This window comes from Paenarthrobacter sp. CCNWLY172 (assembly GCF_037402035.1).
Taxonomy (GTDB): Bacteria; Actinomycetota; Actinomycetes; order Actinomycetales; family Micrococcaceae; genus Arthrobacter.
Map to the genome: position 1 here is coordinate 426,009 of NZ_JBBEGB010000001.1, position 23,494 is coordinate 449,502.

At 63.5% G+C, this 23,494-nt stretch carries 24 protein-coding genes; 9 read left to right on the forward strand and 15 right to left on the reverse strand.

What is annotated here, in order from left to right:
* Nucleotides 1–59: 59 nt before the first annotated feature.
* The 9 genes from WBN73_RS01870 to WBN73_RS01910 all read right to left on the reverse strand — a co-directional run bounded on the left by WBN73_RS01870 (nucleotide 60) and on the right by WBN73_RS01910 (nucleotide 9,090).
* On the reverse strand, nucleotides 60–281 hold the full coding sequence (locus tag WBN73_RS01870; protein ID WP_207597615.1) for an NF038396 family protein: 222 nt from the start codon (nucleotides 279–281) through the stop codon (nucleotides 60–62).
* A gap of 20 nt (nucleotides 282–301) precedes the next feature.
* Entirely contained in the window at nucleotides 302–901 is a 600-nt protein-coding gene (locus WBN73_RS01875; protein WP_207594264.1) for a dihydrofolate reductase, read from the reverse strand.
* Nucleotides 898–1,701, reverse strand: a complete 804-nt coding sequence (locus WBN73_RS01880; RefSeq protein WP_207594263.1) for a thymidylate synthase — start codon at nucleotides 1,699–1,701, stop codon at nucleotides 898–900. The genes WBN73_RS01875 and WBN73_RS01880 overlap by 4 nt, the downstream gene beginning before the upstream one ends.
* Nucleotides 1,698–2,090 (reverse strand): GntR family transcriptional regulator, encoded by a 393-nt coding sequence (locus WBN73_RS01885; protein ID WP_207594262.1) that lies wholly within the window; start codon nucleotides 2,088–2,090, stop codon nucleotides 1,698–1,700. Before WBN73_RS01885 ends, WBN73_RS01880 begins: the two co-directional genes overlap by 4 nt.
* Nucleotides 2,087–3,763, reverse strand: a complete 1,677-nt coding sequence (locus WBN73_RS01890; RefSeq protein WP_337339336.1) for a hypothetical protein — start codon at nucleotides 3,761–3,763, stop codon at nucleotides 2,087–2,089. Before WBN73_RS01890 ends, WBN73_RS01885 begins: the two co-directional genes overlap by 4 nt.
* Nucleotides 3,764–3,832: 69 nt before the next feature.
* Complete coding sequence (locus WBN73_RS01895) at nucleotides 3,833–4,801, reverse strand: NUDIX hydrolase (RefSeq protein WP_280623274.1); 969 nt, start codon at nucleotides 4,799–4,801, stop codon at nucleotides 3,833–3,835.
* A gap of 9 nt (nucleotides 4,802–4,810) precedes the next feature.
* Nucleotides 4,811–7,060, reverse strand: a complete 2,250-nt coding sequence (locus tag WBN73_RS01900) for an RNA degradosome polyphosphate kinase (protein WP_207594260.1) — start codon at nucleotides 7,058–7,060, stop codon at nucleotides 4,811–4,813.
* 103 nt (nucleotides 7,061–7,163) lie between these two features.
* A complete protein-coding gene (gene mshD / locus WBN73_RS01905) occupies nucleotides 7,164–8,135 on the reverse strand; it encodes a mycothiol synthase (protein ID WP_280623273.1) in 972 nt (323 codons plus the stop codon).
* Nucleotides 8,136–8,391: 256 nt separating this feature from the next.
* The gene (locus tag WBN73_RS01910) at nucleotides 8,392–9,090 is read right to left on the reverse strand and encodes a winged helix-turn-helix transcriptional regulator (RefSeq protein ID WP_018776718.1); all 699 of its coding nucleotides are present in this window, start codon (nucleotides 9,088–9,090) and stop codon (nucleotides 8,392–8,394) included.
* Between the two features lie 260 nt (nucleotides 9,091–9,350).
* On the opposite strand from WBN73_RS01910, the gene WBN73_RS01915 reads away from it, so the two are divergent.
* The 7 genes from WBN73_RS01915 (at nucleotide 9,351) to WBN73_RS01945 (ending at nucleotide 15,419) form a co-directional block, all read left to right on the forward strand.
* Nucleotides 9,351–10,085 (forward strand): permease, encoded by a 735-nt coding sequence (locus tag WBN73_RS01915; protein ID WP_207594259.1) that lies wholly within the window; start codon nucleotides 9,351–9,353, stop codon nucleotides 10,083–10,085.
* Nucleotides 10,086–10,251: 166 nt separating this feature from the next.
* Complete coding sequence (locus WBN73_RS01920; RefSeq protein ID WP_207594258.1) at nucleotides 10,252–10,851, forward strand: FABP family protein; 600 nt, start codon at nucleotides 10,252–10,254, stop codon at nucleotides 10,849–10,851.
* A gap of 51 nt (nucleotides 10,852–10,902) precedes the next feature.
* A complete protein-coding gene (locus WBN73_RS01925; protein ID WP_207594257.1) occupies nucleotides 10,903–11,625 on the forward strand; it encodes a flavodoxin family protein in 723 nt (240 codons plus the stop codon).
* Between the two features lie 55 nt (nucleotides 11,626–11,680).
* Nucleotides 11,681–12,766: a CAF17-like 4Fe-4S cluster assembly/insertion protein YgfZ gene (ygfZ, locus tag WBN73_RS01930; protein ID WP_337339337.1), complete on the forward strand. Its 1,086-nt coding sequence runs from the start codon at nucleotides 11,681–11,683 to the stop codon at nucleotides 12,764–12,766.
* Nucleotides 12,763–13,176 (forward strand): ankyrin repeat domain-containing protein, encoded by a 414-nt coding sequence (locus tag WBN73_RS01935; RefSeq protein ID WP_207594255.1) that lies wholly within the window; start codon nucleotides 12,763–12,765, stop codon nucleotides 13,174–13,176. The genes ygfZ and WBN73_RS01935 overlap by 4 nt, the downstream gene beginning before the upstream one ends.
* A gap of 109 nt (nucleotides 13,177–13,285) precedes the next feature.
* Nucleotides 13,286–13,915, forward strand: coding sequence for a PadR family transcriptional regulator (locus tag WBN73_RS01940; RefSeq protein WP_337339338.1), 630 nt, complete (start codon nucleotides 13,286–13,288; stop codon nucleotides 13,913–13,915).
* Nucleotides 13,899–15,419, forward strand: a complete 1,521-nt coding sequence (locus tag WBN73_RS01945; protein WP_337339339.1) for a DHA2 family efflux MFS transporter permease subunit — start codon at nucleotides 13,899–13,901, stop codon at nucleotides 15,417–15,419. Before WBN73_RS01940 ends, WBN73_RS01945 begins: the two co-directional genes overlap by 17 nt.
* 67 nt (nucleotides 15,420–15,486) lie before the next feature.
* Here WBN73_RS01945 and WBN73_RS01950 read toward each other — a convergent pair whose 3' ends face one another.
* From WBN73_RS01950 to WBN73_RS01970, 5 genes are all read right to left on the reverse strand, one after another.
* Entirely contained in the window at nucleotides 15,487–16,236 is a 750-nt protein-coding gene (locus WBN73_RS01950; RefSeq protein WP_207594252.1) for a GNAT family N-acetyltransferase, read from the reverse strand.
* A gap of 17 nt (nucleotides 16,237–16,253) precedes the next feature.
* Nucleotides 16,254–17,279 carry an ATP-dependent 6-phosphofructokinase gene (locus WBN73_RS01955; RefSeq protein ID WP_159706941.1) on the reverse strand — a complete coding sequence of 342 codons (1,026 nt, stop codon included), beginning with the start codon at nucleotides 17,277–17,279 and terminating at the stop codon, nucleotides 16,254–16,256.
* 193 nt (nucleotides 17,280–17,472) lie between these two features.
* On the reverse strand, nucleotides 17,473–17,721 hold the full coding sequence (locus tag WBN73_RS01960; protein WP_207594251.1) for a PspC domain-containing protein: 249 nt from the start codon (nucleotides 17,719–17,721) through the stop codon (nucleotides 17,473–17,475).
* Between the two features lie 31 nt (nucleotides 17,722–17,752).
* Nucleotides 17,753–18,124, reverse strand: a complete 372-nt coding sequence (locus tag WBN73_RS01965) for a hypothetical protein (protein ID WP_207594250.1) — start codon at nucleotides 18,122–18,124, stop codon at nucleotides 17,753–17,755.
* A 1-nt stretch (nucleotide 18,125) separates the two neighbouring features.
* The gene (locus tag WBN73_RS01970; protein ID WP_337339340.1) at nucleotides 18,126–19,667 is read right to left on the reverse strand and encodes a PspC domain-containing protein; all 1,542 of its coding nucleotides are present in this window, start codon (nucleotides 19,665–19,667) and stop codon (nucleotides 18,126–18,128) included.
* A 125-nt stretch (nucleotides 19,668–19,792) separates the two neighbouring features.
* Between WBN73_RS01970 and WBN73_RS01975 the strand changes: the two genes are divergently transcribed.
* Nucleotides 19,793–21,391, forward strand: a complete 1,599-nt coding sequence (locus WBN73_RS01975; protein WP_337339341.1) for an ATP-binding protein — start codon at nucleotides 19,793–19,795, stop codon at nucleotides 21,389–21,391.
* Nucleotides 21,388–22,062, forward strand: coding sequence for a LuxR C-terminal-related transcriptional regulator (locus WBN73_RS01980; RefSeq protein WP_089595814.1), 675 nt, complete (start codon nucleotides 21,388–21,390; stop codon nucleotides 22,060–22,062). Before WBN73_RS01975 ends, WBN73_RS01980 begins: the two co-directional genes overlap by 4 nt.
* 113 nt (nucleotides 22,063–22,175) lie before the next feature.
* Here the strand turns inward: WBN73_RS01980 and WBN73_RS01985 are convergent, their stop codons facing one another.
* The gene (locus WBN73_RS01985; protein WP_089595813.1) at nucleotides 22,176–23,405 is read right to left on the reverse strand and encodes a pyridoxal phosphate-dependent aminotransferase; all 1,230 of its coding nucleotides are present in this window, start codon (nucleotides 23,403–23,405) and stop codon (nucleotides 22,176–22,178) included.
* Nucleotides 23,406–23,494 lie beyond the last annotated feature (89 nt).

Consider the following 23,494-nt stretch of genomic DNA (forward strand, 5'->3'; position numbering starts at 1 on the left):
CCACCGGAACGTACGACGACGCCACTCGCCACAGCGGCCCGCACGCCGACCGCGCGGGCTTAGCTGCCGGCGTCGGGCTCCCGCAGCAGGACGGCCTTGCGCTTGCGCAGGGCGAAGAAGGCACCAAAAGTGAATACCTGCGTGACAACGATCAGCACAATGATTCCGGCAATCCGGTTGCCGCCCAGGATCATGGTCAATCCCACGATGGCGGAAATCAGGGCGAAGAGTGGCAGGAGCATGTAGCCCAGCACGAACAGGGTTTCAGGTTTCTTCAGTATTGCCTGCATATCCTGGGCTCCTAGCTTTCGGTCCGGCGCCACGTGGTGAACCGGTAGTTTGTGCCGTTGTTGGCGGTGAGCCAGCCCTCGGGCGGCGCCACGGTGTCGAAGGTCCAGTCGGGGCCAAGCTCTGGAGCGTAAGTGTCGCCCTCCAGATCCGCATCGATGATGGTGATGACCGCCAGGTTGGCGATGCCCATGGACTGCTCAAAGATCTCGCCGCCGCCAATGATCCACACTTTTTGGCCGCCTGGAGCGAATTGCGATTCCAGCAGGGCGGCGTCAAGGGATGAAACCACGACGGCGCCCTCGGCTTCGGGCGTTGAAGCCCACTCGGCGTTACGGGTCACCACGATGTTGGTGCGGCCCGGGAGCGGGCGGTACTTTTCCGGGAACGACAACCAGGTCTTGCGGCCCATGATGACGGGGTGGCCCGAGGTGAGTTTGCTGAAGTGCTTCAGGTCTTCAGGCAAGTGCCATGGCATGGAGCCGTCCTTGCCGATCACGCCGGACTTGGTCTGGGCCCATACCAGGCCGATACCCGTCATGCGGGCCGCGGTTTCCTGGGTAAAGACGACGCCGGGCAGCGGGGAAGGAGTCTCGGAAGAAGGGGTGCTCATACCGCGATCGGCGCCTTGATAGTGGGGTGGTGGCGGTAGTCCACAACCTCGAAGTCGTCCAGGGTGTAGTCGAAGATCGAGTCCGGCTTCCGGAGGATCTTGAGCTGCGGATATTCGAAGGGCTCACGGCTGAGCTGCTCGGCAACCTGGTCCACGTGGTTGTCGTAGACGTGGACGTCACCGCCGGTCCAGACGAATTCGCCCGGTTCGAGGTCCAGTTGCTGCGCCACCATCCGGGTCAGCAGCGCGTAGGAGGCAATGTTGAACGGCACTCCGAGGAATGTGTCCGCTGAGCGTTGGTACAGCTGGCAGGACAGTTTGCCGTCCGCCACGTAGAACTGGAAGAACGCGTGGCAGGGCGGCAGGGCCATGTCCTTGAGCTCGGAAACGTTCCACGCGGACACGATGTGCCGGCGGGAGTCCGGGTTGGCGGCAAGGTTGGTCATGAGCTCGGACATCTGGTCAATGTGCCCGCCGTCGGGGGTTGGCCAGCTGCGCCACTGCACCCCGTACACCGGGCCGAGTTCGCCATCAGCGTCAGCCCACTCATCCCAGATGGAGACGCCTTGGTCCTGCATCCACTTCACGTTCGAGTCACCGCGCAGGAACCAGAGAAGTTCCACGGCAACGGACTTGAAGTGGACCCGCTTGGTGGTGATGAGCGGGAAGCTCCCGGCGAGATCGAACCTCAGTTGACGGCCAAAAACGCTGCGCGTTCCGGTTCCGGTGCGGTCCGACTTGTGCGTGCCGTTCGCCATGACGTCACGCAGAAGGTCTTCATAAGGGGTGGGGATGCTCACGAGTCCAGCTTACTTGCCAGCCGGCCTCTCACCAGATCTATGAGAGTGTCGTCACGAATGCCTGCGTCGCGAGCCGTCCGGATCAAACCGTCGACGGCGGCCATCACCGCAGCGTCAGCCCGGACCGTGCCGTGGGGCGCCGGTGGCGGGCCGACAACGACAGTCCCGTTGCGCCGTCGTGATTCAATCAGTCCGGCCTGCTCAAGCTCCTTATAGGCGCGCGCCACGGTGCCCACCGCGATGCCGAGGTCGGAGGCCAGGCTGCGGACTGTGGGCAAGCGACTCCCGGGCTCCAGGACTCCCACTGCGATCAGGGAGCTGAGTTGCCGGCGGATCTGCTCGTACGGAGGAACAGGATCCGAAAGGTCCACCGTGATCCCTGCGGTCATTGTGCGTGTTCTCCCTGTTTTGCGACCCGTCCCCGTGGAATGGTGCGGAACAGGCTCCGCACTGGTGTCACGGAGACAAGGACCGCGATGACGGCGAGCGCTATGCCAATGAGGGGAAGTGGGCTGGGACCGATCGGATCCGGGCTTGCAGCGGAGGGGAATACGTCATACCAAAGGTTGCCGGTACCGATCAGCAGCGCGGACGCTTGCCCCAGGCAGTACGCGGCCAGCGTCCTTACTATTCGATACATGCTGATGGCCCTCAACGCCGCGTCCAGTCCAGCGCCGCTTTCGCCTTCCGGGATGCCACGACGGCGGCGCACGGCAAGGATGGCTGCGGCGCCGGCCAGCGCCACCAGTATGGTGACGAGAACGGCGGCAGGCCAGGTCTTGGGACCAAACGGGCGCACTTCACCGGCCACGGCGAATGCGATCGCCACACCCAGTACCAGGGCGCTGCCAATGGCAAACGAGAGCAGACCCCGGGAGACGGGTTGCCGAGGCCAGTGGTTTGGAGCGTCGGATGTTCCGTAGTTCCGGGCGATCAGGAGATCGCCTGCTGCGATGGCTGCCAGGAGGAGTAAGGCCACTGTTCCCGTCAGAAAAGGAAATGCCCATGGTGCAGTTGTTTGCGCAGGCAACAGGATCACTGCGTAGCCGGCCACCAGGGCAAGCCCGCCCACGACCCCCAGTACCGCACCGATGGAGATGCTGAGCCGGGCTGCCCGGTGGGTACGGGGATCAGCGCGAAGCGTAGCGGCACTGGCGGTCTTGGCCGCCTTGAGCAGCGACGGCAGTTCAGGAACCCGCCACCACCACATCATCAGGAGCACCACCATGTTGAACAGGCCAAGGGCGTTGAACCAGGACGACTGCCATATGGCGCCGGGGGCCGGTTGGGCCGCAAAGTTTCCAGCGATGGCTGCCAGCCCTGCGGCGATGGTCGCGACCGTCCGGAGCAAGCGGTTGGTGGCGATGATGCGGAGGACCCGGTTATCGTCGCTGTCGAGTGTTTCCAGCTGACGGCGGCGGGCGATGAGGAGGAGTATCAACCACGTTCCGACGGCAAGAAGCAACAGCGCTCCGCCCAGCCAGATGGCCAGTTCCACACCGGGGATCCTGCCTTCTTGTCCCTGCCCTATGTAGCCGTTGGGCGATGTCGGGTCCGGGGGACTGGAAAGGTCCGGGGGAGTCGGGAGCACCGGGACGTGCTCAGGCAGCGCAGCCACCCAGGCGATGACCACGGTTGCGTAGGCGAAGATCGAGGCGGTGGTCCACGCGAGTTTGCGGGGGAGGAAGTCCCTGATCCTGCGGACGGTCAGTTCTGCGTACCTTCTGGGTGCCTTGGGCGCGGGGTAGCTCAGTTGACCCAACGCATGGACGGCGAGGCAGGCGAGAATGGGCCAGCCGAGTGCGCCGGCGATCTGCTCGGGAGTGGAAGGTGCGCTTGCCCCGACGGGATTGACGCGAAGGATCCCCGCGTTCATGGCTCCTTGCAGGGAACTGGCCATCCACCCGATGATTCCCACCCATAGTCCATGCGAGGCAACGGATTGGGCATCGGGCTTGGACCACACCTGCAGGCGAAGGAAAAGATAAACGATCACGGCGCCGACTGCAGGCCCAAGGAAAAGCAAAGGCGGCAGGTTTACATACACGGACAAGACCCCCATGTCTTTTGTATCAATGTACTAAGTATTTGATACAAAAGACTGGGGGTCAAGCTCCGGAACCGTGTGGTCCTAGTCGTCGAAAGGCTTGACCTGTTCCACGGAAACAATCTTCCGCTCAGATCCACGCGCCACCTGGCAGACAATCACTTCACCTGGTGTCAGGTATGGGTCTGATTCCGGCAGGAGGGCTTTCAAGCCGTGCGACATGTGTTGTCCCAGCTGTTTCAAGGCAGTAGGAAGCGCAGGGCGGTGAGTGCAGACGGCGATCGGAACCTGTTTGTCGAACAAAGCCTCCACCGCTGCAGCAGTCTTCTTGGGGGAGCGGTGGTGGCTGTGCTCCGTGAGTGCCTCCACCAGTTTCACCTTGGCCCCGCTGGCTTTGGCATAAGGGGCGATCGTGGCAACACACCGTGCCCAAGGGCTGGTGACCACCCGCTGCGGCTTCCAAACCTCCAGGAGGCGTTGAACGGCAACTGCCTGCCGCTGGCCCGTCGCTGCCAACGGACGGTCGCCCTCAGCCTTGGTCCAGGACGACCGGGGCTTGGCCTTGGCATGGCGGATCAGCACCAGTGGCCAGGTGTCCAGCTCACCGCGGATGTGCGCTTTCTCGAGGTATTCGAGCGGCTCCGTATCGGTGGGGTTGCTCAGGAATGCGGCCGCCCTGTCAGGGCTGCACCACATGACGCTGTCCACTTCCTTGCCGTCGGGCCTGAGCTGGGCTCCGTTGACCCGGACAGCCCAGTAGCGGACCACCTTCAAACCCGCAGACACATGGTAGTGAATGGCGGGAAGCGGTATGCCCAAGGGAGCCTGGAGGCCAATCTCTTCCCACACTTCACGTGCTGCGCACTCAGGAACTGTTTCGCCGGCGTCGAGCTTTCCTTTAGGCCAGGACCAATCGTCGTACCGAGGCCGGTGGATGAGGAGAACCTCAAGGGCACCCTTGTTGATCCGCCACGGAATGGCGCCGGCTGCTACAACAGCCACCGACTCGCCGGGGTGGTCAGTTTGATCCGCCACGGGGGTATCGCTGTTCAAGTGGTTCCTCTACCGCCGTGCCGATGCCCGCTGGCGCGAACGGGAGGCCAGGAGCCAGGATTGCATGTCCAGCAATGGCTTGCCGTCCTGGTCCAAGTGGTGCCTGGTCCAGTGTCCGTGATCGTCCAGGTGCCAGCTGGCGGTCCCGTCATCAACATAGCGACGCAGCAGGTCCATGACAGTAGCTGTGTCTTCCTTGCTGGCCAGCTGCACCAGCGCCTCTACGCGGCGGTCCAGGTTGCGGTGCATCATGTCGGCGGAGCCGATGTACACCACGGGATCGCCACCGTTGCCAAAAGCAAAGACGCGTGAGTGTTCAAGGAAGCGACCCAGGACGGAACGGACCCTGATGTTCTCGCTGAGTCCCGGCACGCCAGGGCGCAGGGAGCAGATGCCGCGCACCACGACGTCAACCTTCACACCGGCCTGTGAGGCCCGGTAGAGGGCATCGATGATGGCTTCGTCCACCATCGAGTTGACCTTGATCTGTACCAATCCGGGCACGCCGGCCTGGGCGTTGCGGATTTCGGTTTCAATCCTGTCCATCAAGCCGGCCCGCACGGACCGCGGCGCAACGAGCAACCTTTTGAACGTGGACTTCGGCGCGTAGCCGGAGAGCTGGTTGAACAGTTTGGACAAGTCCTCGCCCACTTGTTCATTGGCCGTCAGAAGGCCAAGGTCTTCGTAGTAGCGGGCCGTGCGGGGGTGGTAGTTGCCGGTGCCGATGTGGCAGTAGCGGCGGAGGCCGTCCACTTCCTGTCGAACCACCAGGGACAACTTGCAATGGGTTTTCAGGCCCACGATGCCATACACCACGTGAACGCCCGCCTGTTCCAGCTTGCGCGCCCACGATATGTTGGCCTGCTCATCAAAGCGGGCTTTGATTTCAACAAGGGCCAGGACTTGTTTGCCTGCCTCGGCGGCATCGATGAGGGCGTCAACGATGGGGGAGTCACCAGACGTCCGGTAAAGGGTCTGTTTGATGGCCTGCACCTTGGGATCCGCGGCCGCTTGTTCCAGGAAAGCCTGGACCGAGGTGGAGAACGAGTCATAGGGGTGGTGGAGCAGGATGTCTCTGCGGCGCATCGCGGCGAAGACATTGGCGGCCTTCGAGGTCTCGGACTCGTTAAGGTAGCGGGACGTGTGCGGGACATGCTTGGGGTAGTGCAGATCCGCGCGGTCAATGGCGCTGATGGCTGACAGTCCGCGGAGATCCAACGGTGCGGGAACGGAGTAGACCTCGGACTCTTCAACCCCGAGTTCACGGATCAGCAGGGCCTTGATGTTCGGGTTGATGTCCGTGGTGACTTCCAGCCGTACCGGCGGGCCGAAGCGGCGACGCAGCAGTTCCTTCTCCAAGGCCTGCAGGAGGTTCTCGGCGTCGTCCTCTTCAACTTCCAGGTCCTCATTGCGGGTGACACGGAAGGTGTGGTGCTCCAGGACTTCCATGCCGGGGAAAAGCTTATCCAGGTGGACGGCAATGACCTCTTCGAGCGCGATGAACCGGGCTACGCGGCCCGGAATGGCGCCTGCACGCGGTCCGTCCACGGAAATGAGGCGGGGAAGCTGGTCCGGTACCTTGACGCGTGCGAAAAGCTCTTTGTCGCTGATCGGGTTGCTGACGATCACGGCAAGGTTGAGGGAGAGGCCGGAGATGTAGGGGAAGGGGTGCGCTGGGTCCACAGCAAGCGGTGTCAGGATGGGGAAGACCTTCTCCTGGAACATGATGCTGATCCGGTGGCGGGCATCCTCATCCAGTTCATGCCAGTGCATGATGTGGATGTGCTCGTAAGCCAGTGCAGGTCGGATCTGCTCAGCGAAGACCCTTGCGTGACGCTCCTGAAGCCTGTGGGCCTCTTCGCTGATCTGTTCCAGCACCTCAATGGGGCTCAGCCCGGCCGGGGAGGGCACAGCCAGGCCCGTGGCGATGCGCCTCTTGAGGCCGGCAACGCGGACCATGAAGAACTCGTCCAGGTTCGAGGCAAAAATCGACAGGAAACTGACACGTTCCAGCAGGAAAAGTTCAGGATCTTCGGCGAGTTCCAGCACACGGGAGTTGAAGGCCAGCCAGCTCAGCTCGCGGTCCAGGAAACGGTCCGGAGAGATGTCGCCTTCCGGCTCCAGGCTCGGTGCGAATTCCGGAATATCGATGCGGTCCTGGGTGGCACGCGAGGCCGGCACTTCCGAGGATCCGAAGCGTGGGGGCAAGGTTGCACCCTTCGAGGTGGATCCGGCGGTGCCGACGGGGTCCGGCTGCATGGGGTTCTCCTAAGCTCAGGACGGGGTTTCCTCCCACATTACAAGCAATTGGGCTGCCCGAATCATAGATGTCACCGGCATTCCGTCCGGCAATCACGCCGGGTTAATTTTTGGTTAAAGGTCCATACATCACATCGGTGTCCCAGCGAACGAAACCGAGTTTCTGATATAGGGCTACCGCTGCCTGGTTGTCGGCGTCCACGTACAGCATGACTGCATGCAGTCCTTTTTCCTGGAGGTGCTTGATTCCAGCGACCGTCAGGGCCTTGCCCAGCCCCAGCCCTTGCGCCGCTGGAGTAACGCCCACCACATACACCTCGCCGATGGCCGGGTGCGGACCCTGCCGGGGATGGACTTTGGTCCAGTGGAAACCCAGGAGCTCCCCGTCGGTGTTGACGGCCAAGAGGAACCCTGCGGGATCGAACCAGTCCTCAGCCTTCCGGGCTTCGAGGTCCGCCAGGGTCATCGATCCCTGCTCAGGGTGGTGGGAGAACGCAGCGCGGTTGGCTGCCAGCCACGCTTGCTCATCCTGGCCTGGAACGAAGGCCCGGAGGGAGACCCCGTCCGGGAGGCCGGCGTCGGGCAGTGCTGACGCAGAGGACATGAGCCGCATCTTCCACAGCTCACGGACCGGTCCGTATCCGAAACGGGTGGCGAGCTCGGCGGCGGCCTCGTGGTTCCCATGCGACCATGCGCTGAGTCCGTCGAGGCTCCGCTTGTCCTGCAGGGCGCCCAGCAGCCTTCCGGCCACACCCTGGTTGCGATAGCTCGGGTGGACGGCCAGCTCCAGCACGCCGCTTGAGTCGGGCGCCTCAACGACGACGGCGATTCCCGCCAGGTCTTCAGCCGTGGCCGGATCGGAATCTTCGTCCGGTGCGTAAAGGGCCAAGGACAAGACCGAGTGGTCTCCGGAATCGACGCCCCGCAGCATCACCAGCGTCTGCTCCGAAAAAGGCGGGTTCCCGTCGGACTCCCCGGCTGCGGCGGCGAGGGTCTTGACGTCCCTGAGGAGATCGGGGTCCAAGGCGCCGGCGATGATCAGGACGGGCCAGTTTTCCGGGTGCGCGTGACTCATGATGCAAGGCTATACGTCCGGGGCAAGCCCCGTGATTTGAAGTCCCGCTGGAACGGGGGTAGTCTCGTTATCTCGTTCGGCTTTGAGGCACAGTAAGTCAGCTTCTTAAGCCAGCGCAGGGGGGATCCACCAGTGGGGTGGCCTCGATACGTTCGACCCGTATGTCCTCCACCAAGAAGATAAAAGAGGCCGGAATCCGCAGGGATTCCGGCCTCTTTTATGTGTCGTCAGGTTTTGGGGATCGTGCCGGGGCCGCTCAGGCCTCCGAGAGTTCGTCATCCGGGAGTCGCACCAGCGTGAGCCGGTAGCCCACGTTGCGGACCGTGCTGATCAGGTTCTCGTGATCCACTCCGAGCTTGGCGCGGAGCCGCCGGATGTGGACGTCCACGGTGCGGGTGCCTCCGTAGTAGTCATAGCCCCAGACCTCGGTCAGCAGTTGTTGGCGCGTGAATACCCGTCCCGGGTGCTGCGCCAGGTACTTCAGGAGTTCAAATTCCTTGAACGTCAGGTTCAGGGGCTGGCCGCTGACCCGGGCGGTATAACTCGCTTCGTCAATCACGACGCCGGCAGCACGGATCTCCGTCTGGGTTTCCTCTTCGCCGGGAACCGCCCTTGCCATGGCGAGGCGGATACGGGCTTCCACCTCGGCCGGTCCGGCGGAGTCCAGCACAATGTCATCCACTGCCCAGGCCGAGGAGACGGCAGCCATGCCGCCCTCCGTGAGGATGAGCATGAGCGGAGCGCTGAGCCCGGTGGCTTTCAGCAGTTGGGTCAAGGAGCGGGCCCCCACCAGATCCTTGCGGGCATCAAGGAAAACGATGTCCGTGGGATCGGTTTCAAGCAGGGCCGTGGGTTCTGCCGGGAGAATGTGTACGCGGTGGTTCAGCAACTCCAAGGCAGGCAAAATGTCCACCGATGAGCCGGTGCTGTTCGTCAGGAGCAGGATGTGCGACATAGTTCCTCCAATGGGCTGTACGCGCATCATCGGGCGTCGAAACCGGAGATTCCCGGCCGGTCACAGCGCATTGGCAGCCTCTGCCCGTTGTAACGGGATCAAGGCCAATACAGTGCACCGTTGAAGTCTGAGTATACCCATCAGTGCCCTGCGACACATGGATTCGTGACGGGCGGACACCGGAATTACGACATATTGGGCCGGCATAAGGCAGGATTGTCGAGAGGTCGTAAGGCGCATCGGATTGAGGTCGGCACACAGTGAAGTCTTGGAGCATCGGGGTATTTGGACTCGTGGCGCTCACAGCCATCGTGGCCAGCACCTTCGTTTCCCGGGAAGCCATGGTGGGCGTCGGCATTGCTGCCTCCGCGGCCGTGGGGATTGGCTGGCCGCATTTCCTTGGTGTCCCTGCCAAGAAAACGCTGGCGGCGGTGATCGGGTTGGCCGGTGCGGGATCGGCAGTGACCGCAGCCTACCTTCCGGCTCCTGGATTCCTGGAAGGAACGCCGGCCTTCATTGCCGTAGGCGTGATGGCGGTCTTCGTTGTCCAGCTTGTCCGCGGAACGGGGCAGGCGCAGCGCCTGGAATCAACACTCGGATGCTGTGCCGGCGTGCTCTTGAATTGCCTGGGCGCAGGGTGGATTGCCGGCGCACGGTTCAACGGAGTGAAGGAAATGGTTCTGGTGGCCGGCCTGAGCGCGGCAGTGGCCCTGATGGTGGGAATCATCCGGTGGCCTGACCGTATCGTGGCTCCGCTGGGTGTCGTCATGGCCGGACTCATGGGTCCCCTCGCCGGTCTTGTATTCTCTGATATTGCAGTACTTCCCGCGGCGTTGGTTGGCGTGGTGGTTGGCTCCGTCCTCGTGTCCTTCCGGCGGATGACTACCCTTCGGCGCGGCCGCCTGAACATTCCGGCAGCCGTGGGAATGGGAGTTGCCCCCGTCTGGGCGGTGGGGGCCTTGGTGTACTTCATAGACAAACTACTCATCTACTAACGGTTAGGATGGCATCATGTCTGTACTCGCATTTGAAATCTTCTTCCTCGTCCTCCTTGGCCTGGCCAGCGTTGCCATGGCATGGTTCGCAGGTTTTGTCGTTTACCGCCTTTTCAAGGGCCAGAAGTAAACTTTCCGGTCCTGCTCTCCAACAGAGGTAGTCGTTGTGCCTATTGAGATCCCTACTGATCTGACGCCTGAACTCGTCCCCCTTTCCTGGCTCATTGGTGAGTGGGAAGGACGCGGCCGGCTCGGCAGCGGTGACGAGGATTCCGAGCATTTCGTCCAGCACGTTTCCTTCACCCATAATGGCTTGCCCTACCTGCAGTACAGGGCCGAGACCTGGCTCAGTGACGATGACGGCGCAAAGTTGCGTCCGTTGACTGTCGAAACCGGGTTCTGGGCCTTGGAGCGGAAGCTCCAGGAAGGCGACGGCGGACCCGGCCTGATTCCTGCGGACATCGTCCCGGTTCTCAAGACCGCCGACGATGTGGAAGAGCGCCGCAACAAAGACGGTGGCTTCGACATCTCGGTGTCGATTGCGCACCCCGGTGGCATCACCGAGCTTTACTACGGTCAGATCAAGGGACCCCAGATCCAGCTGAGCACCGACATGGTGATGCGTGGGAGCCACTCCAAGGAATACACCGCAGCCACCCGGATCTTCGGCCTGGTGGACGGGAACCTCCTGTGGCGGTGGGATGTTGCTGCCAGCGGCAAAGCACTCGAAGCCCACGCCTCGGCATTCCTGCACAAGGTGTCCTGACCCGGGGCTTCACCGGACGTTCCAGCAAGCAGCCAGCAGAAGGAGCAGAAAGTGAACACCCACCTCAAGCCCGAAGGCTACGAGGGCCTCAAGGCCGTCTTCTTCAATGGCACGCTGAAGCCTTCACCGCAACCCAGTAACACTGACGGGCTGATCAAGATCAGCCGGGACATCATGGAGAAGCAGGGTGTCACTACCAAGCTTGTCCGGACCGTTGACCATGACATTGCCAGCGGTGTCTATCCCGATATGCGCCAGCATGGCTGGGCAACGGACGAGTGGCCCGGGATCTACCCTGATGTCCGCGAGGCCGACATCGTGGTAGTGGCCGGCCCCATCTGGTTGGGTGACAATTCCTCCCAAACCAAGAAACTCATCGAGCGGCTGTATGCCCACTCCGGCGAGCTGAACAGCAACGGCCAATGGGCGTTTTATCCCAAGGTGGGCGGTTGCCTCATCACGGGCAACGAGGACGGCATCAAGCACTGTTCCATGAATGTGCTGTACAGCCTCCAGCACATCGGCTTCACCATCCCACCCCAGGCGGACGCCGGATGGATCGGTCCCGTGGGTCCCGGTCCCAGCTATCTGGACGAAGGATCGGGTGGTCCTGAGAGTGATTTTACTAACAGGAACACCACGTTCATGACCTGGAACCTGCTCCACATGGCCAAAATCCTCAGGGATGCCGGGGGTATCCCGGCTTACGGCAACCTGCCGGAGGAATGGAAAGCGGGTACCCGGTTCGACTTCGAAAATCCTGAATACCGCTGACCTGAAATATCGCCACCCCCGGAATACTGCTGAGCTGCAAGGACTTCTACTACATATGACTTACACGAGCCCTCTGTTGTCGCGCCCTGGCGCCGTCGAGGACACTGGCCTGGACGCCGGCGTCGCTGCCCACTATGGCGAGCCGCTGCGTGAGCAGCGTGCCTTGGCAGCCGGCACCGCCGTCGTCGATCTTTCGCACCGGGGTGTGGTGACCGTGTCCGGACCGGACCGGCTCAGCTGGCTCAATACGCTGTCGTCGCAGCAGCTCAGCAACCTCCAGCCTGGCGTCGCCAGCGAACTGCTGCTGCTCAGCGTCCAGGGCCGCATCGAGTTTGATGCCAGGGTTATCGACGACGGCGAGACCACTTGGCTGATCGTGGAGGCCGCAGAGGCTGCACCTCTGGCCGAGTGGCTGAACAAGATGAAGTTCATGCTTCGGGTGGAGATTGAGGACGCTTCGGAGCAGTGGGCAGTTCTTGGCGCCACCAAGCCCGTGGAGCAGTTCTCGTCCCGCCTGGTGTGGGAAGATCCCTGGCCGCATGTCAGCCCGGGCGGCTATGCGTACAGCATTGTCCCGGAGGAGTCGCACCCTGGGCTCGAGCGGCCGTGGTTCGAATACCTCGTCCCTGCGGCGGAGCTTGAGCAGACGGTTGAGGGCCTTCCCCTGGCTGGAGCGATGGCTGCGGACGCCCTGCGGGTCGCGGCATGGAGGCCGCGCCTGGGTGCCGAGACCGACGAAAAGACGATTCCCCATGAACTGGATCTCCTGAGGACCTCGGTCCATCTGAACAAGGGCTGCTACAAGGGGCAGGAGACCATCGCCCGCGTCCACAACCTGGGCCATCCGCCGCGCCGCCTCGTGTTCCTGCAGTTGGACGGTTCGCAGCACACGTTGCCGGCTGTGGGAAGTGTTGTATTTGCCGGGGAGCGCAAGGTGGGTACTCTGACATCGGTGGCGCAGCACTTCGAAATGGGACCCGTGGCTTTGGCCGTGATCAAGCGTTCCGTTTCGGCAGAGGAGTCCCTGACGGTGATGGATGGCGAGGAGCCGTACATCGCCGCCCAGGAAGTGATCGTCGCCCCCGACGCCGGCCAGGTTGTCGGGCGCCAGACCGGATTCCTGAAGGGACCCCACCGATGAGCCAGCCCACAGGCCCTGCCGGCCACGACGCAGGTGTCGACGACGAAACGTTGGCCCTTGCCCATGCATTGTTTGATGCTGCCCGTGAAGGCGACACCGACGTGCTTCGGAGCTACTTGAATGCGGGCGCTCCCGCAACCCTGACCAACGCTGCCGGTGACTCGCTGCTGATGCTTGCGGCCTACCACGGGCACGAGGAAGCCGTGCAGGTGATCCTCCATCACGGCGCGGACGTCAACGCCGCCAATGACCGCGGCCAGACGCCCCTTGCCGGGGCGGTGTTCAAGGGCTACACGGCCGTCGCCCGGGCGCTGTTGGATGCAGGAGCAGACCCCGACGCCGGAACCCCCTCCGCGCGTGATGCTGCAACCATGTTTGCGCGGACGGAGATCCAGGCCCTCCTGGGCTGAGTCCTCAAGCACTCAAGCCCGACCGCCCACAGCGGTCGGGCTTATTTGCGCCCCTATATTCCACGTGGAATAGTTGTGGTGGAATATTACTTGCGGAAAGAGGTTTGGCATGCCCAAAGCTGCTGAGCTGACCCCCTTGGGTGTCGCGTCTCTGGCGCTCCTGGCGGAACAACCTATGCATCCCTACGAGATGTATCAAGTGCTGATGGCGCGGCACGAGGACCGCCTGGTCAAGGTCAGGCCAGGGACGCTTTATCACGCCGTTGGCCGTCTGGAGGAAAGCGGGCTGGTCGAGGCAACAGGCACGGAACGGGAGGGCAACCGTCCTGAGCGGACCACGTACCGGATCACTGACGCCGGACACGACGCCCTGGAAGCCCGGCTCCAAGCCATGCTGTCAACCCCGGTCAACGAGTACCCACTCTTTCCGCATGCCATCGCCGAAGCGCATCACCTCCCTTCCAGCACGGTGGCGGAGCTGCTGGAAGAACGGGTGGTAGCACTCACTGCCGATCTCGACTTCCTGGTCCGGGCGGAGGCCACGGTGACGGCCAAGGGACTTGCCCGCAAGTACTGGATTGACATCACGTATCAACAAGCAATGCGCCGAACGGAGATCGCGTGGATCCGCGGCCTCCTCGAGGAGTTGGGCAACGGGCACCTGCCCTGGGACGAACCCCTGCCGGCTCCATCAGACACTTCACACAAGCCAAAGGAATCCCTTGGAAAACGTAGCTAAGCCGTGGCCCGCGCTGTGGTCACTCGTGGTGGGCTTCTTCATGATCCTCATCGACACCACCATCGTGTCGGTCGCGAATCCGCGGATCATGGAGGGCCTCAACACGGACATCAATGCCGTCATCTGGGTCACCAGCGCCTATCTGCTGGCGTACGCAGTGCCCCTGCTCATCACCGGGAGGCTGGGGGACCGGTTCGGACCGAAGAACCTTTACCTGATAGGCCTGGTGGTCTTCACCCTTGCGTCGTTGTGGTGCGGTCTCTCCGGTGACGTCACCATGTTGATCGCCGCCCGTGTCCTCCAAGGCCTGGGTGCAGCCATGATGACGCCCCAGACCATGGCCGTCATCACCCGAATCTTCCCGCCGGACCGCCGCGGTGCGGCCATGGGGCTGTGGGGAGCTACCGCCGGCATGGCCGTGCTGGTTGGCCCTATTCTTGGCGGCGTGCTGGTGGACAGCCTGGGTTGGGAATGGATCTTCTTCGTCAACGTCCCCATTGGGATCGTGGCCTTCATCCTGGTGATGCGTTTCGTACCGAAACTGACCACCCACACGCACTCGTTCGACGTTCTCGGCGTGGTGCTGTCCGCCGTCGGCATGTTCCTGCTGGTCTTTGGCATCCAGGAAGGCCAGACCTACAAGTGGGGAACGGTCACCGGATTCGTCACCGTTTGGGGGCTGATCATCACCGGACTGGTGGTCCTGGTTCTATTTGTGCTCTGGCAATGGCTCCTTGAACGCCGGGGCGGGGAACCGCTGCTGCCACTTGGCCTGTTCAAGGACCGCAACTTCTCCCTGGGCAACACCACCATCATGGCCGTCGGTTTCACGGTGACGGCGTTCCCGCTGCCCACCATCTTCTACTACCAGACGGTCCGCGGATTGACGCCCACCCAGTCGGCGCTGCTCATGATCCCCATGGCCGTTATTTCCGGTGCCCTGGCACCGTTCGTAGGCAAGCTCATTGACCGGGCGAATCCTCGATACTTTGCCTCGTTTGGCCTGCTCTGCATGGCAGGAGCCCTCTTCTGGACCGCTGCCCTGCTGGGACCGGACACTCCCATCTGGATGTTCCTGTTGCCCAGCGCGCTGCAAGGTGTTGCCAACGCCTTCATCTGGGGACCGGTGTCCAACGCCACCACCCGCAACCTGGAACCGCGGCAGGCCGGTGCAGGCTCCGGTGTCTTCAACACCACCCGCCAAATCGGTGCTGTCCTGGGTTCAGCGGCCATCGCTGCCCTGATCCAGTCGCGGCTCTCCGCGGAATTGCCCGCAGCCCCGGCCGGTGCTCCCGTGGGCGAAGCGTCCATGGGCGGCGTACTGCCGGAAGCCCTTCATGCAGGATTCTCGACGGCGATGAGCCAGTCCATCCTGCTGCCCGCCTGCGCGATCCTGCTGGGCGCGGTGGTGGCGCTGTTCTTTGGGAAGCCGAAGTCAGTAAAGGGTTGGGGCAGCAGGTCCGCATCCGCGCCGGAAACTGCCAAGGCTGACCTCAACACCTAGGGTCTTGTCCACCTGATGCCCTGAAGAAGACTCCTCAAGGGCATCAGGTGGACAAAATCTGGGGGAATCAGCCGAGCAGCACGCCAGCGTGGAGCCCACCCGTGGCAAAGCCAAGGCTGCGGGCCATCGCGAGCGCTCCGGTGTTGCTGACATCGGCTTTCCACTGGAGGGTCAGCCCGGACGCCAATGCTTCGTGGGCTGCAATGGACGCCGCCAGGGTTCCCAAGCCGCGGCGACGCCACGGAGGCGCCACCAGAACGCCCATGTTGGCCAGGATGCCTTCCCATTCGGAGTAGGCACCGCAGGCCACGGGGGTGGGCGGTGCCTCGTCAGGGTGCATGATGGTGAACCGGTGTTCCAGGCCCTGCAGCCCCACCTCATTGACATCGTCCGGAGGGCACTGCCCTTCAAGGCTGATGGCCTCCGGGTTGCCCCGGGAGACTGTGAGGTCGTCGGAAGGTTGCTGCAGCGGCAAATCGTCAGCGAAGAACAGGGCCGTTGATCCCAGCCCGTGCCCTCCATGGGACCGGGTCAGGGTCAGCAGGGTCACGTGTTGGGCGAGCTCTGTATCAGGAAGTCCGACGGCGGCGTCCAAGGCCCACTGCGGCCCCACCATTGCGGAAACTCCGAAGAGCCTGAGGAAGACCACTGCCCGGGCTGATTCGTCCACGCGGGTGATGCGGTGTGCGGGGTCGCCGGGGTCCGTTGTCGAGTTGGTGAGCCGGGCTGCGGCGGTGGCGAAAGCGTCGTCGTCGAGCCCCAAATGGCGAGCCCACGCCAGCTGGATAATGGCAGCGGACGTGGGCTCAAGAGTCATGGATTCAGCCTAGCCGACTAGCCGAAAAGCACGGACGCTTCGTCGTAGCGGTGCTGCGGTACGGTCTTGAGCTTGCCCAGGGCTTCCTCGAAGCCTACGTGGGAGATGTCCGTTCCCTTCAGGGCCACCATGGTGCCCCATCGTCCGTCCACTACGGAGTCGATGGCGGCCATGCCCAGGCGGGTTGCCAGAACGCGGTCGTAGGCGGTGGGGACGCCACCGCGCTGAATGTGGCCGAGGATAGTGGCGCGGGTTTCAATGCCCGTGCGGGCCTCGATCTCGGGGGCCAGCTGGTCCGCAATGCCGCCCAGGCGGGGACGGCCAAAGGTGTCCAGCCCGCGCTCGGAGTGCGGGGACTCCATATGTTCCGGAACGAAGCCTTCGGCAACCACTACCAGGGGCGCGCGGCCACGATCGTGGGCTTCCTGGACCCACTCAGTGATCTCCTCGATGCTGACCTTCTGCTCGGGTATCAGGATGGCATGGGCGCCGGCGGCCATGCCGGCGTGCAGGGCGATCCAGCCGACATGGCGGCCCATGACTTCGGCGATCATGCACCGGTGGTGGGACTCCCCGGTGGTCCGGAGGCGATCAATGGCCTCCGTGGCGATCTGGACTGCGGTATCGAAGCCGAAGGTGTAGTCGGTGGCATCGAGGTCGTTGTCCACGGTCTTGGGGACGCCGACGATTTTCAGGCCTGCATCGGTGAGGCGCTTGGCCGCTGCCAGGGTTCCCTCGCCGCCGATGGCGATGATCGCGTCAATGCCCAGGCGTTCCATGTGGGCTTTGATGACGTCCGGGCCACCGCCGTTTTCGAACGGGTTGGTGCGGGATGTGCCCAGGATGGTGCCACCCTGCTTGGCGATACCGCGGACCATGGTGCGGGGGATGTCAATGACATCACCTTCCACAACACCACGCCAGCCGTCACGGAAGCCTACAAATTCCTGGCCGTGGATGGCGATGCCCTTGAGGACGGCTCCCCGGATCACTGCGTTGAGGCCGGGGCAGTCGCCACCGCTGGTCAGAATGCCAATTTTCATGTTTGCTCACTCATGGCTTGGAGGAATACGTGCAGAGCGCCACGCTGAGCTCCCCATGATTGTAGACGCGCATGTGGGGTGGGACACAAACGGTTACTTTTGAACCCGGCCGTGCGGTATTGGAAACGTGTCTGAAAACAAAGGAAGCGCCCCGCCTGGTGGCGGGACGCTTCGTGTGCTTTGTGACCGGGACTTACCGGGAACGCTGGCTGATGAACGATTCGAGGGCGATCTTGTTGTTCTGGTCCGGCAGGATCAGCCAGCCAAGGATATAGATCACGAACGCGGGTCCCGGCAGCAGGCAGAAGAGAAGGAATGCCACCCGGACGTATGCCACGTCCACCCTGAGCTTGGCCGCGATTCCTCCGCAGATCCCGCCCAGCCAGCGTTGCGGTCCACGCTTCAGGCCGAAGCCCCTGACGATGCTGAAGAACTTGTCCATGGCTACAGACTTCCCTGTTGTAGTTGCTTTGTCACTTCGTAGTGGTCACTTTTTTGGAACCTTTGCGGGCGGAGAGGAGTCCTCCCACTACCAAGGCCGCTCCTGCACCGATCATCAGGCCTATCAGGACGTACGTGCCGTTCAGTGTGACCCAACCGAGCGTTGAGATGACGATCAAGGCCGCCAGGGCTATCACGATCAACCCCCACACCACGGTGCCGATCCGGGCTTGCCGGGGCTCGTCGTCGTCCGCGTGCTCCACCTGGAAGCTGCGCTCCAGCGGTGGCGTCAGCGGGATTTCCTGGAGCCGTGGCTTGGGCAGGGCCTCGGTGGGGTTGGTTTCTTTGGGCAGGGGCACTGTGGGCTGGGCTTCGTTGGCCTTGCCGGGCTCGTTGGTGCTCATGTCAGTTTCCTTCCTGGATGGTCACGTTGCTGAACGTGCCGTCGATTTCCACCACGAGGTTGGCTCCGGGCTTCCCGGTGTTGTACAGGGTCCGCTCGTCCTGGAGCCGGCCGCCGCGGTCCGAGCCACGTTCGTTGAGGTTGCCGAAGGTCATGTCCGCCCTGACTTCCACAGGCACGTCGTCGGGAATGATGACCGTCACGTTGCTGGCGGTCGCATCAACGGGGATCAGGACTTCGGAGATCAGCGGGGGATTCATGGTGATGTCGGTCAGGTCCACCACCCCTTGGGCGCCGGTGACATCGATCCCTTGCCGCGCTTGCTCCAGGGATGTGGGTGCCCAGTTCACGTCGTGGAAAGTGAAACGGTCTCCGTCCCTGGGGACCACGTTGAAGATCCCGCCGATGATGAGGGCAGCCACTGCAAGGAAACCAAGGAACCCTGAGGTCCGGCCGCGGAGCCCCGCCACCAGAATGCCAAGGCCCAGGACTGCGGCACCCGTGGCCCACACCACGGCGTTGGCGGAGTTGCCCAACTCAATGACGTTCCCGGCGTCGAGCGCTTTCAACGTACCGCCGGCCAGCAACGCAGCTCCGGCAGAGACTGCCACGATCGCAGCCCCGGGTCCCTTGCGCTTGGGGGCGGCGGGCTGGGGCTGCCAGTCCTGCGGGGGAACGGGGCCCTGCGGCGGACGGGGGCCGGACGGATTGGACGGGCTGTAAGGACCCGACGGCGTGTACGGGCCCGATGGCGGTACGGCGCCGGCGCTGTGACCATGGAGGTTTGTGCCGTGCTGGCCGACGCCGTAGACAGGGACGCCCGTGTTGCCCGCGCTCGAAGTCCCATACGCGGCAGACGGCCCGTAAGTGGTTGACGGCCCGTGGGCCACTGGCGTCCCCGGTGCGGGGGTTCCGTACGCGGAGGTCTTCCCGGGTGCTGCGGAATAGTTCTGCTGACCCATGGGCGGAGTTCCCTTCGAAGCTTTGTTGCGTTGGACCAGGAAGTAGATGAGGTAGAAGATGCCACCCATCCAGAACAGCGTCCAGAACAGGCCAGGCAATCCGTCCCAGCCCCAACCCCAGAATCCCCGGCCCAGGCTCGGGAGTCCGATGATCGTGGTGATCAACGCGCCGGTCATGCCTCCGGACCAGCGGCCGGCAGCTGCTTCCTGGACGTGGATGCGGCCATCGGGCTCCGGCAGGAGGGCCCAGGCAATGCCGTAAAGCAGCACCCCAACGCCGGCGAAGAGCGCCAGGACGATGAAGATGCCCCGCACAATCAGCGGATCGATGCCGAAGCGGTGGGCCACGCCGCACGCGACGCCGCCAATCCAGCGGTCCGGTCCGCGGCGGATGCCTTGGTTGCGGATCCAGTCGAAGAAGTTCTCCTGGGAAACGGCCGGAGCGGCGCCGGCCGGCGGGTAGTTGCCATTGTCCGGACCAGTTCCCGCGGAAGTGCCGGCGGTGGGTCCTTGCTGTGCGCCGGACGTGCCGGCAGTGCCTGGCGTTCCGGGTTCCTCTGGATTGATGCTGTTCGCGTTCATACTTCGATCCTGCCGCCCCGCCCGTCCTTCCCTCTACTGGGGGATACCCTGAATGACCCCTGAGGGACCCCCGAACTACGCTGGTTTCCAGTCCGGGTCACCCTTATCCGTGTTTGGATTGGTACATGACTACCGCTGTACAACGCCCCGTGCTGGTTCGCAGCAGCGACCGCATGATTGCCGGCGTCTGCAGTGGGCTGGCAGATCACTTGGGCTGGCCGGTCAAGTTCGTCCGGCTTGGCATGATCCTGGCGTGTTTCGCCGGCGGCGCCGGCGTGGCTTTCTACGCGTGGCTGTGGACCATGGTTCCCACGGCGGATGAGAGCGCCAAGCGCAATGCCCGCCGTCCGGCGTCGCCCATTGCTCCTGCCGTAAGCCTGCCGCCCGTACCTGGGCCCAATGGTGGAGCCACGCCTGCCGGATTCACGCCAGGCGCTGGAAGTCACCAGGCATCGAAAACGTACGACGCCGGATGCCCACCATCGACGGCCGGCGCACCTCCTGTCCTTGGTTCCGTCCCGGTGGGCGGGCCGTTTCCCGGGGCAGCTGCTGGCCATCCGGTCCCGGGCGGCAGCGACGCCGTGGGCCGTGGTCAGGTTCCCGCTGCTGAACCTGCAGGGTTTGGCAGTCCCACCGCCGCGTGGGACTGGGCGGGCAGCGGCGGTGGGGGCGGCTTGGCATCCTGGTTCTCCTCACGGCGTATCCAATATGGCAAGGAGATCCTTCTCGGCGCGGCCCTGCTCCTGGTGGCCGCCATCCTGATTGCCCGCCAGTTCGGCGTCGACGTTCCCCTGGGGACCCTCATACCGGCTGCGGCCATCCTGGGCGGTGCGGCTATCGCCTGGATGCAGCTCGACGAAACGCGCAGGGCCGGACTGGTGGACAAGACGAAAGCCGATCAAGCCGGGGGCTGGGTCCGGCTGGCAGCCGGCCTGGCGCTGGTGGTGGCGGGCGTCCTGGTCATGGTGTCCGGCTCGGGATCGTGGGAACAGACCTGGCTGGCGCTGCTGGCGTCCGTGGCCGTCCTGGGTGGGGTTGCCCTGGTTTTGCTGCCCTGGGGACTGAAGTTTTGGAAGGACCTGGAAACCGAACGGGCAGGACGCATCCGCGAGACAGAACGCGCCGAGATTGCCGCCCATCTGCACGATTCCGTGCTGCAGACCTTGGCGCTGATCCAGCGCAGGGCTGGGTCGGAGCAGGACGTCGTACGGCTTGCCAGGGCACAGGAACGCGAACTCCGGGCCTGGCTTTTCAGTGATGCAGCCAAGGAATCAGGGCTCCTGGCCGAGCGCATCAAGGCTGTCGCAGCGGAGGTTGAAGACTCCCAAGGCCATGCGGTAGAAGTGGTGGCGGTGGGCGATACCGACATGACGGAGCGGCACGAGGCCATGGTGCAGGCAGCCCGTGAAGCGATGCTCAACGCCGCGCGGCATGGCGGCGGAGCGGTGTCCGTGTACGTGGAGAGTACTGCGGGCACCACGGAAATCTTCGTCAAGGACCGCGGTCCCGGCTTCGATCCGGAAGCTGTTCCGGACGACAGGCTGGGCGTCAAGGAATCGATCATTGGCCGGATGAAGCGGCACGGTGGCACAGCGACCATCAACAGCAGCAGCGACGGAACGGAAGTCCGGCTGACCCTGCCGTCCGCCAACGGCGACGCGGGCGAACAACGGAACAGTGAAACCCGGAACAGTGAAGCCCGGAATGGAGAAGCGAAGCAATGAGCACCAACCCCCAGAATGGTCCAGGACGCACGGTGCGGGTGGTGATCGTGGATGACCACACCATCTTCCGGTCCGGGCTGAAGGCCGATCTCGATGCCCGCATGGACGTCGTGGGAGAAGCCGGAACGGTGGAGCAGGCCATCGCCGTCATTGCCGAAGCCCGCCCCGAGGTGGTGCTCCTGGACGTTCACCTTCCCGGCGGACTGGGCGGTGGCGGCCGTGAGGTCATTGCCGGATCGGCCGCGTTGCTGGGAACCACCAGTTTCCTGGCGCTCAGTGTTTCGGACGCAGCCGAGGACGTGGTCTCCGTCATCCGCGCCGGTGCCCGCGGGTATGTCACCAAGACCATCTCCGGCAAAGAGATTTCCGATGCCGTGATCAGGGTGGCCGATGGCGACGCAGTCTTCTCACCGCGGCTTGCGGGCTTTGTGCTGGATGCGTTCGGTACTGCTCCGGCGGATATCGCGGACGACGAACTGGACAAGCTTTCTGCGCGCGAACTCGAAGTCATGAGGCTCATCGCGCGGGGATACAGCTACAAGGAGGTCGCCAAGGAACTCTTCATTTCCATCAAGACCGTGGAAACCCATGTTTCGGCCGTCCTGAGGAAGCTGCAGCTCTCCAGCCGCCACGAGCTCACCAAGTGGGCGGCCGAGCGCCGCCTCCTCTAACGCTCGTTCACTTCCCGTCGGGTTTTCCCGATCGCTCTCTCAGATCCCGCGCCTTAAACGCAAACGCTCTCCCACCTACCGATGGTGGAAGAGCGTTTGCGTTGGCTGGTTGCTTACTTGGCCTTGCCCAGGAATTCCTGAATGCGGCGGACACCCTCGGCGAGGTCTTCGTCGCCCAAAGCGTAGGACAGGCGGACGTAGCCGGAGGGCCCGAACGCTTCACCCGGAACCACGGCTACCTCAACCTCGTCGAGGATGAGGGTGGCGAGTTCAGCAGAGGTGGAAGGACGGACGGGACCGTTCGAAGTCTCAAATTCCTTACCCAGCAGCCCACGGACGTCCGCGTACACGTAGAAGGCGCCGGTCGGCGTCGGGCATTCAACGCCGTCAATCGCGTTGAGTCCGGCGACGATCGCTTTGCGGCGGCGGTCGAAGGCTACCTTCATTTCGTCGACGGCGGTCAGCGGACCCGTGAGGGCAGCGGCGGCGGCCACCTGCATGATGTTGGAGACGTTGGACGTCGCGTGCGACTGCAGGTTGGTGGCTGCCTTGATGACGTCGGCCGGGCCAATCATCCAGCCAACGCGCCATCCGGTCATGGCATAGGTCTTGGCCACACCGTTGAGGATGACAACTTTGTCGCCCAGTTCCGGAGCGGCAGTGGCGATGGAGGTGAACTCCACACCGTCATAGGTCAGGTGCTCGTAGATTTCGTCCGTGACAACCCACAGGCCCTTGGACGCGGCCCATTTGCCGATCTCCGCAACTTGCTCCGGGCTGTAAACGGCACCGGTGGGGTTGGACGGGGAAACGAACAGCAGGATCTTGGTCCGGTCCGTCACGGCTGCTTCCAGCTGCTCGACGGTCACCAGGTATCCCTGTTCCGGCCCGGCGAAGACCTCAACGGGAACGCCGCCGGCGAGGCGGATGGCTTCCGGGTAGGTGGTCCAGAACGGGGTGGGAATGATGACCTCGTCGCCCGGATCCACCAATGTAGCGAAGGTGTTGTAGACCGCCTGCTTGCCGCCGTTGGTCACCAGCACCTGGGAGGGGTCAACCTGGTAGCCGGAGTCCCGCAGGGTCTTCTCTGCGATGGCCTTCTTCAGCTCAGGGAGGCCGCCGGCGGGGGAGTAGCGGTGGTACTTCGGCTGGCCCGCAGCTTCAATGGCGGCCTGGACAATGTAATCCGGGGTGGGGAAATCGGGTTCCCCGGCACCGAAACCGATCACGGGACGGCCTGCGGCCTTCAGTGCCTTGGCCTTGGCATCAACGGCAAGGGTGGCGGACTCGGCAATGGCGGAGATTCGCTGTGAAATGCGGGCGGTAGTTGTTCCGGCAGACATCTATGTACCGTTCTTCGCAGGCAGCTCGTGGGCTGGATGATGGGATTCGACGTAAACTACCTTATGCTGTTCTGCGGACCTCCCGCGTG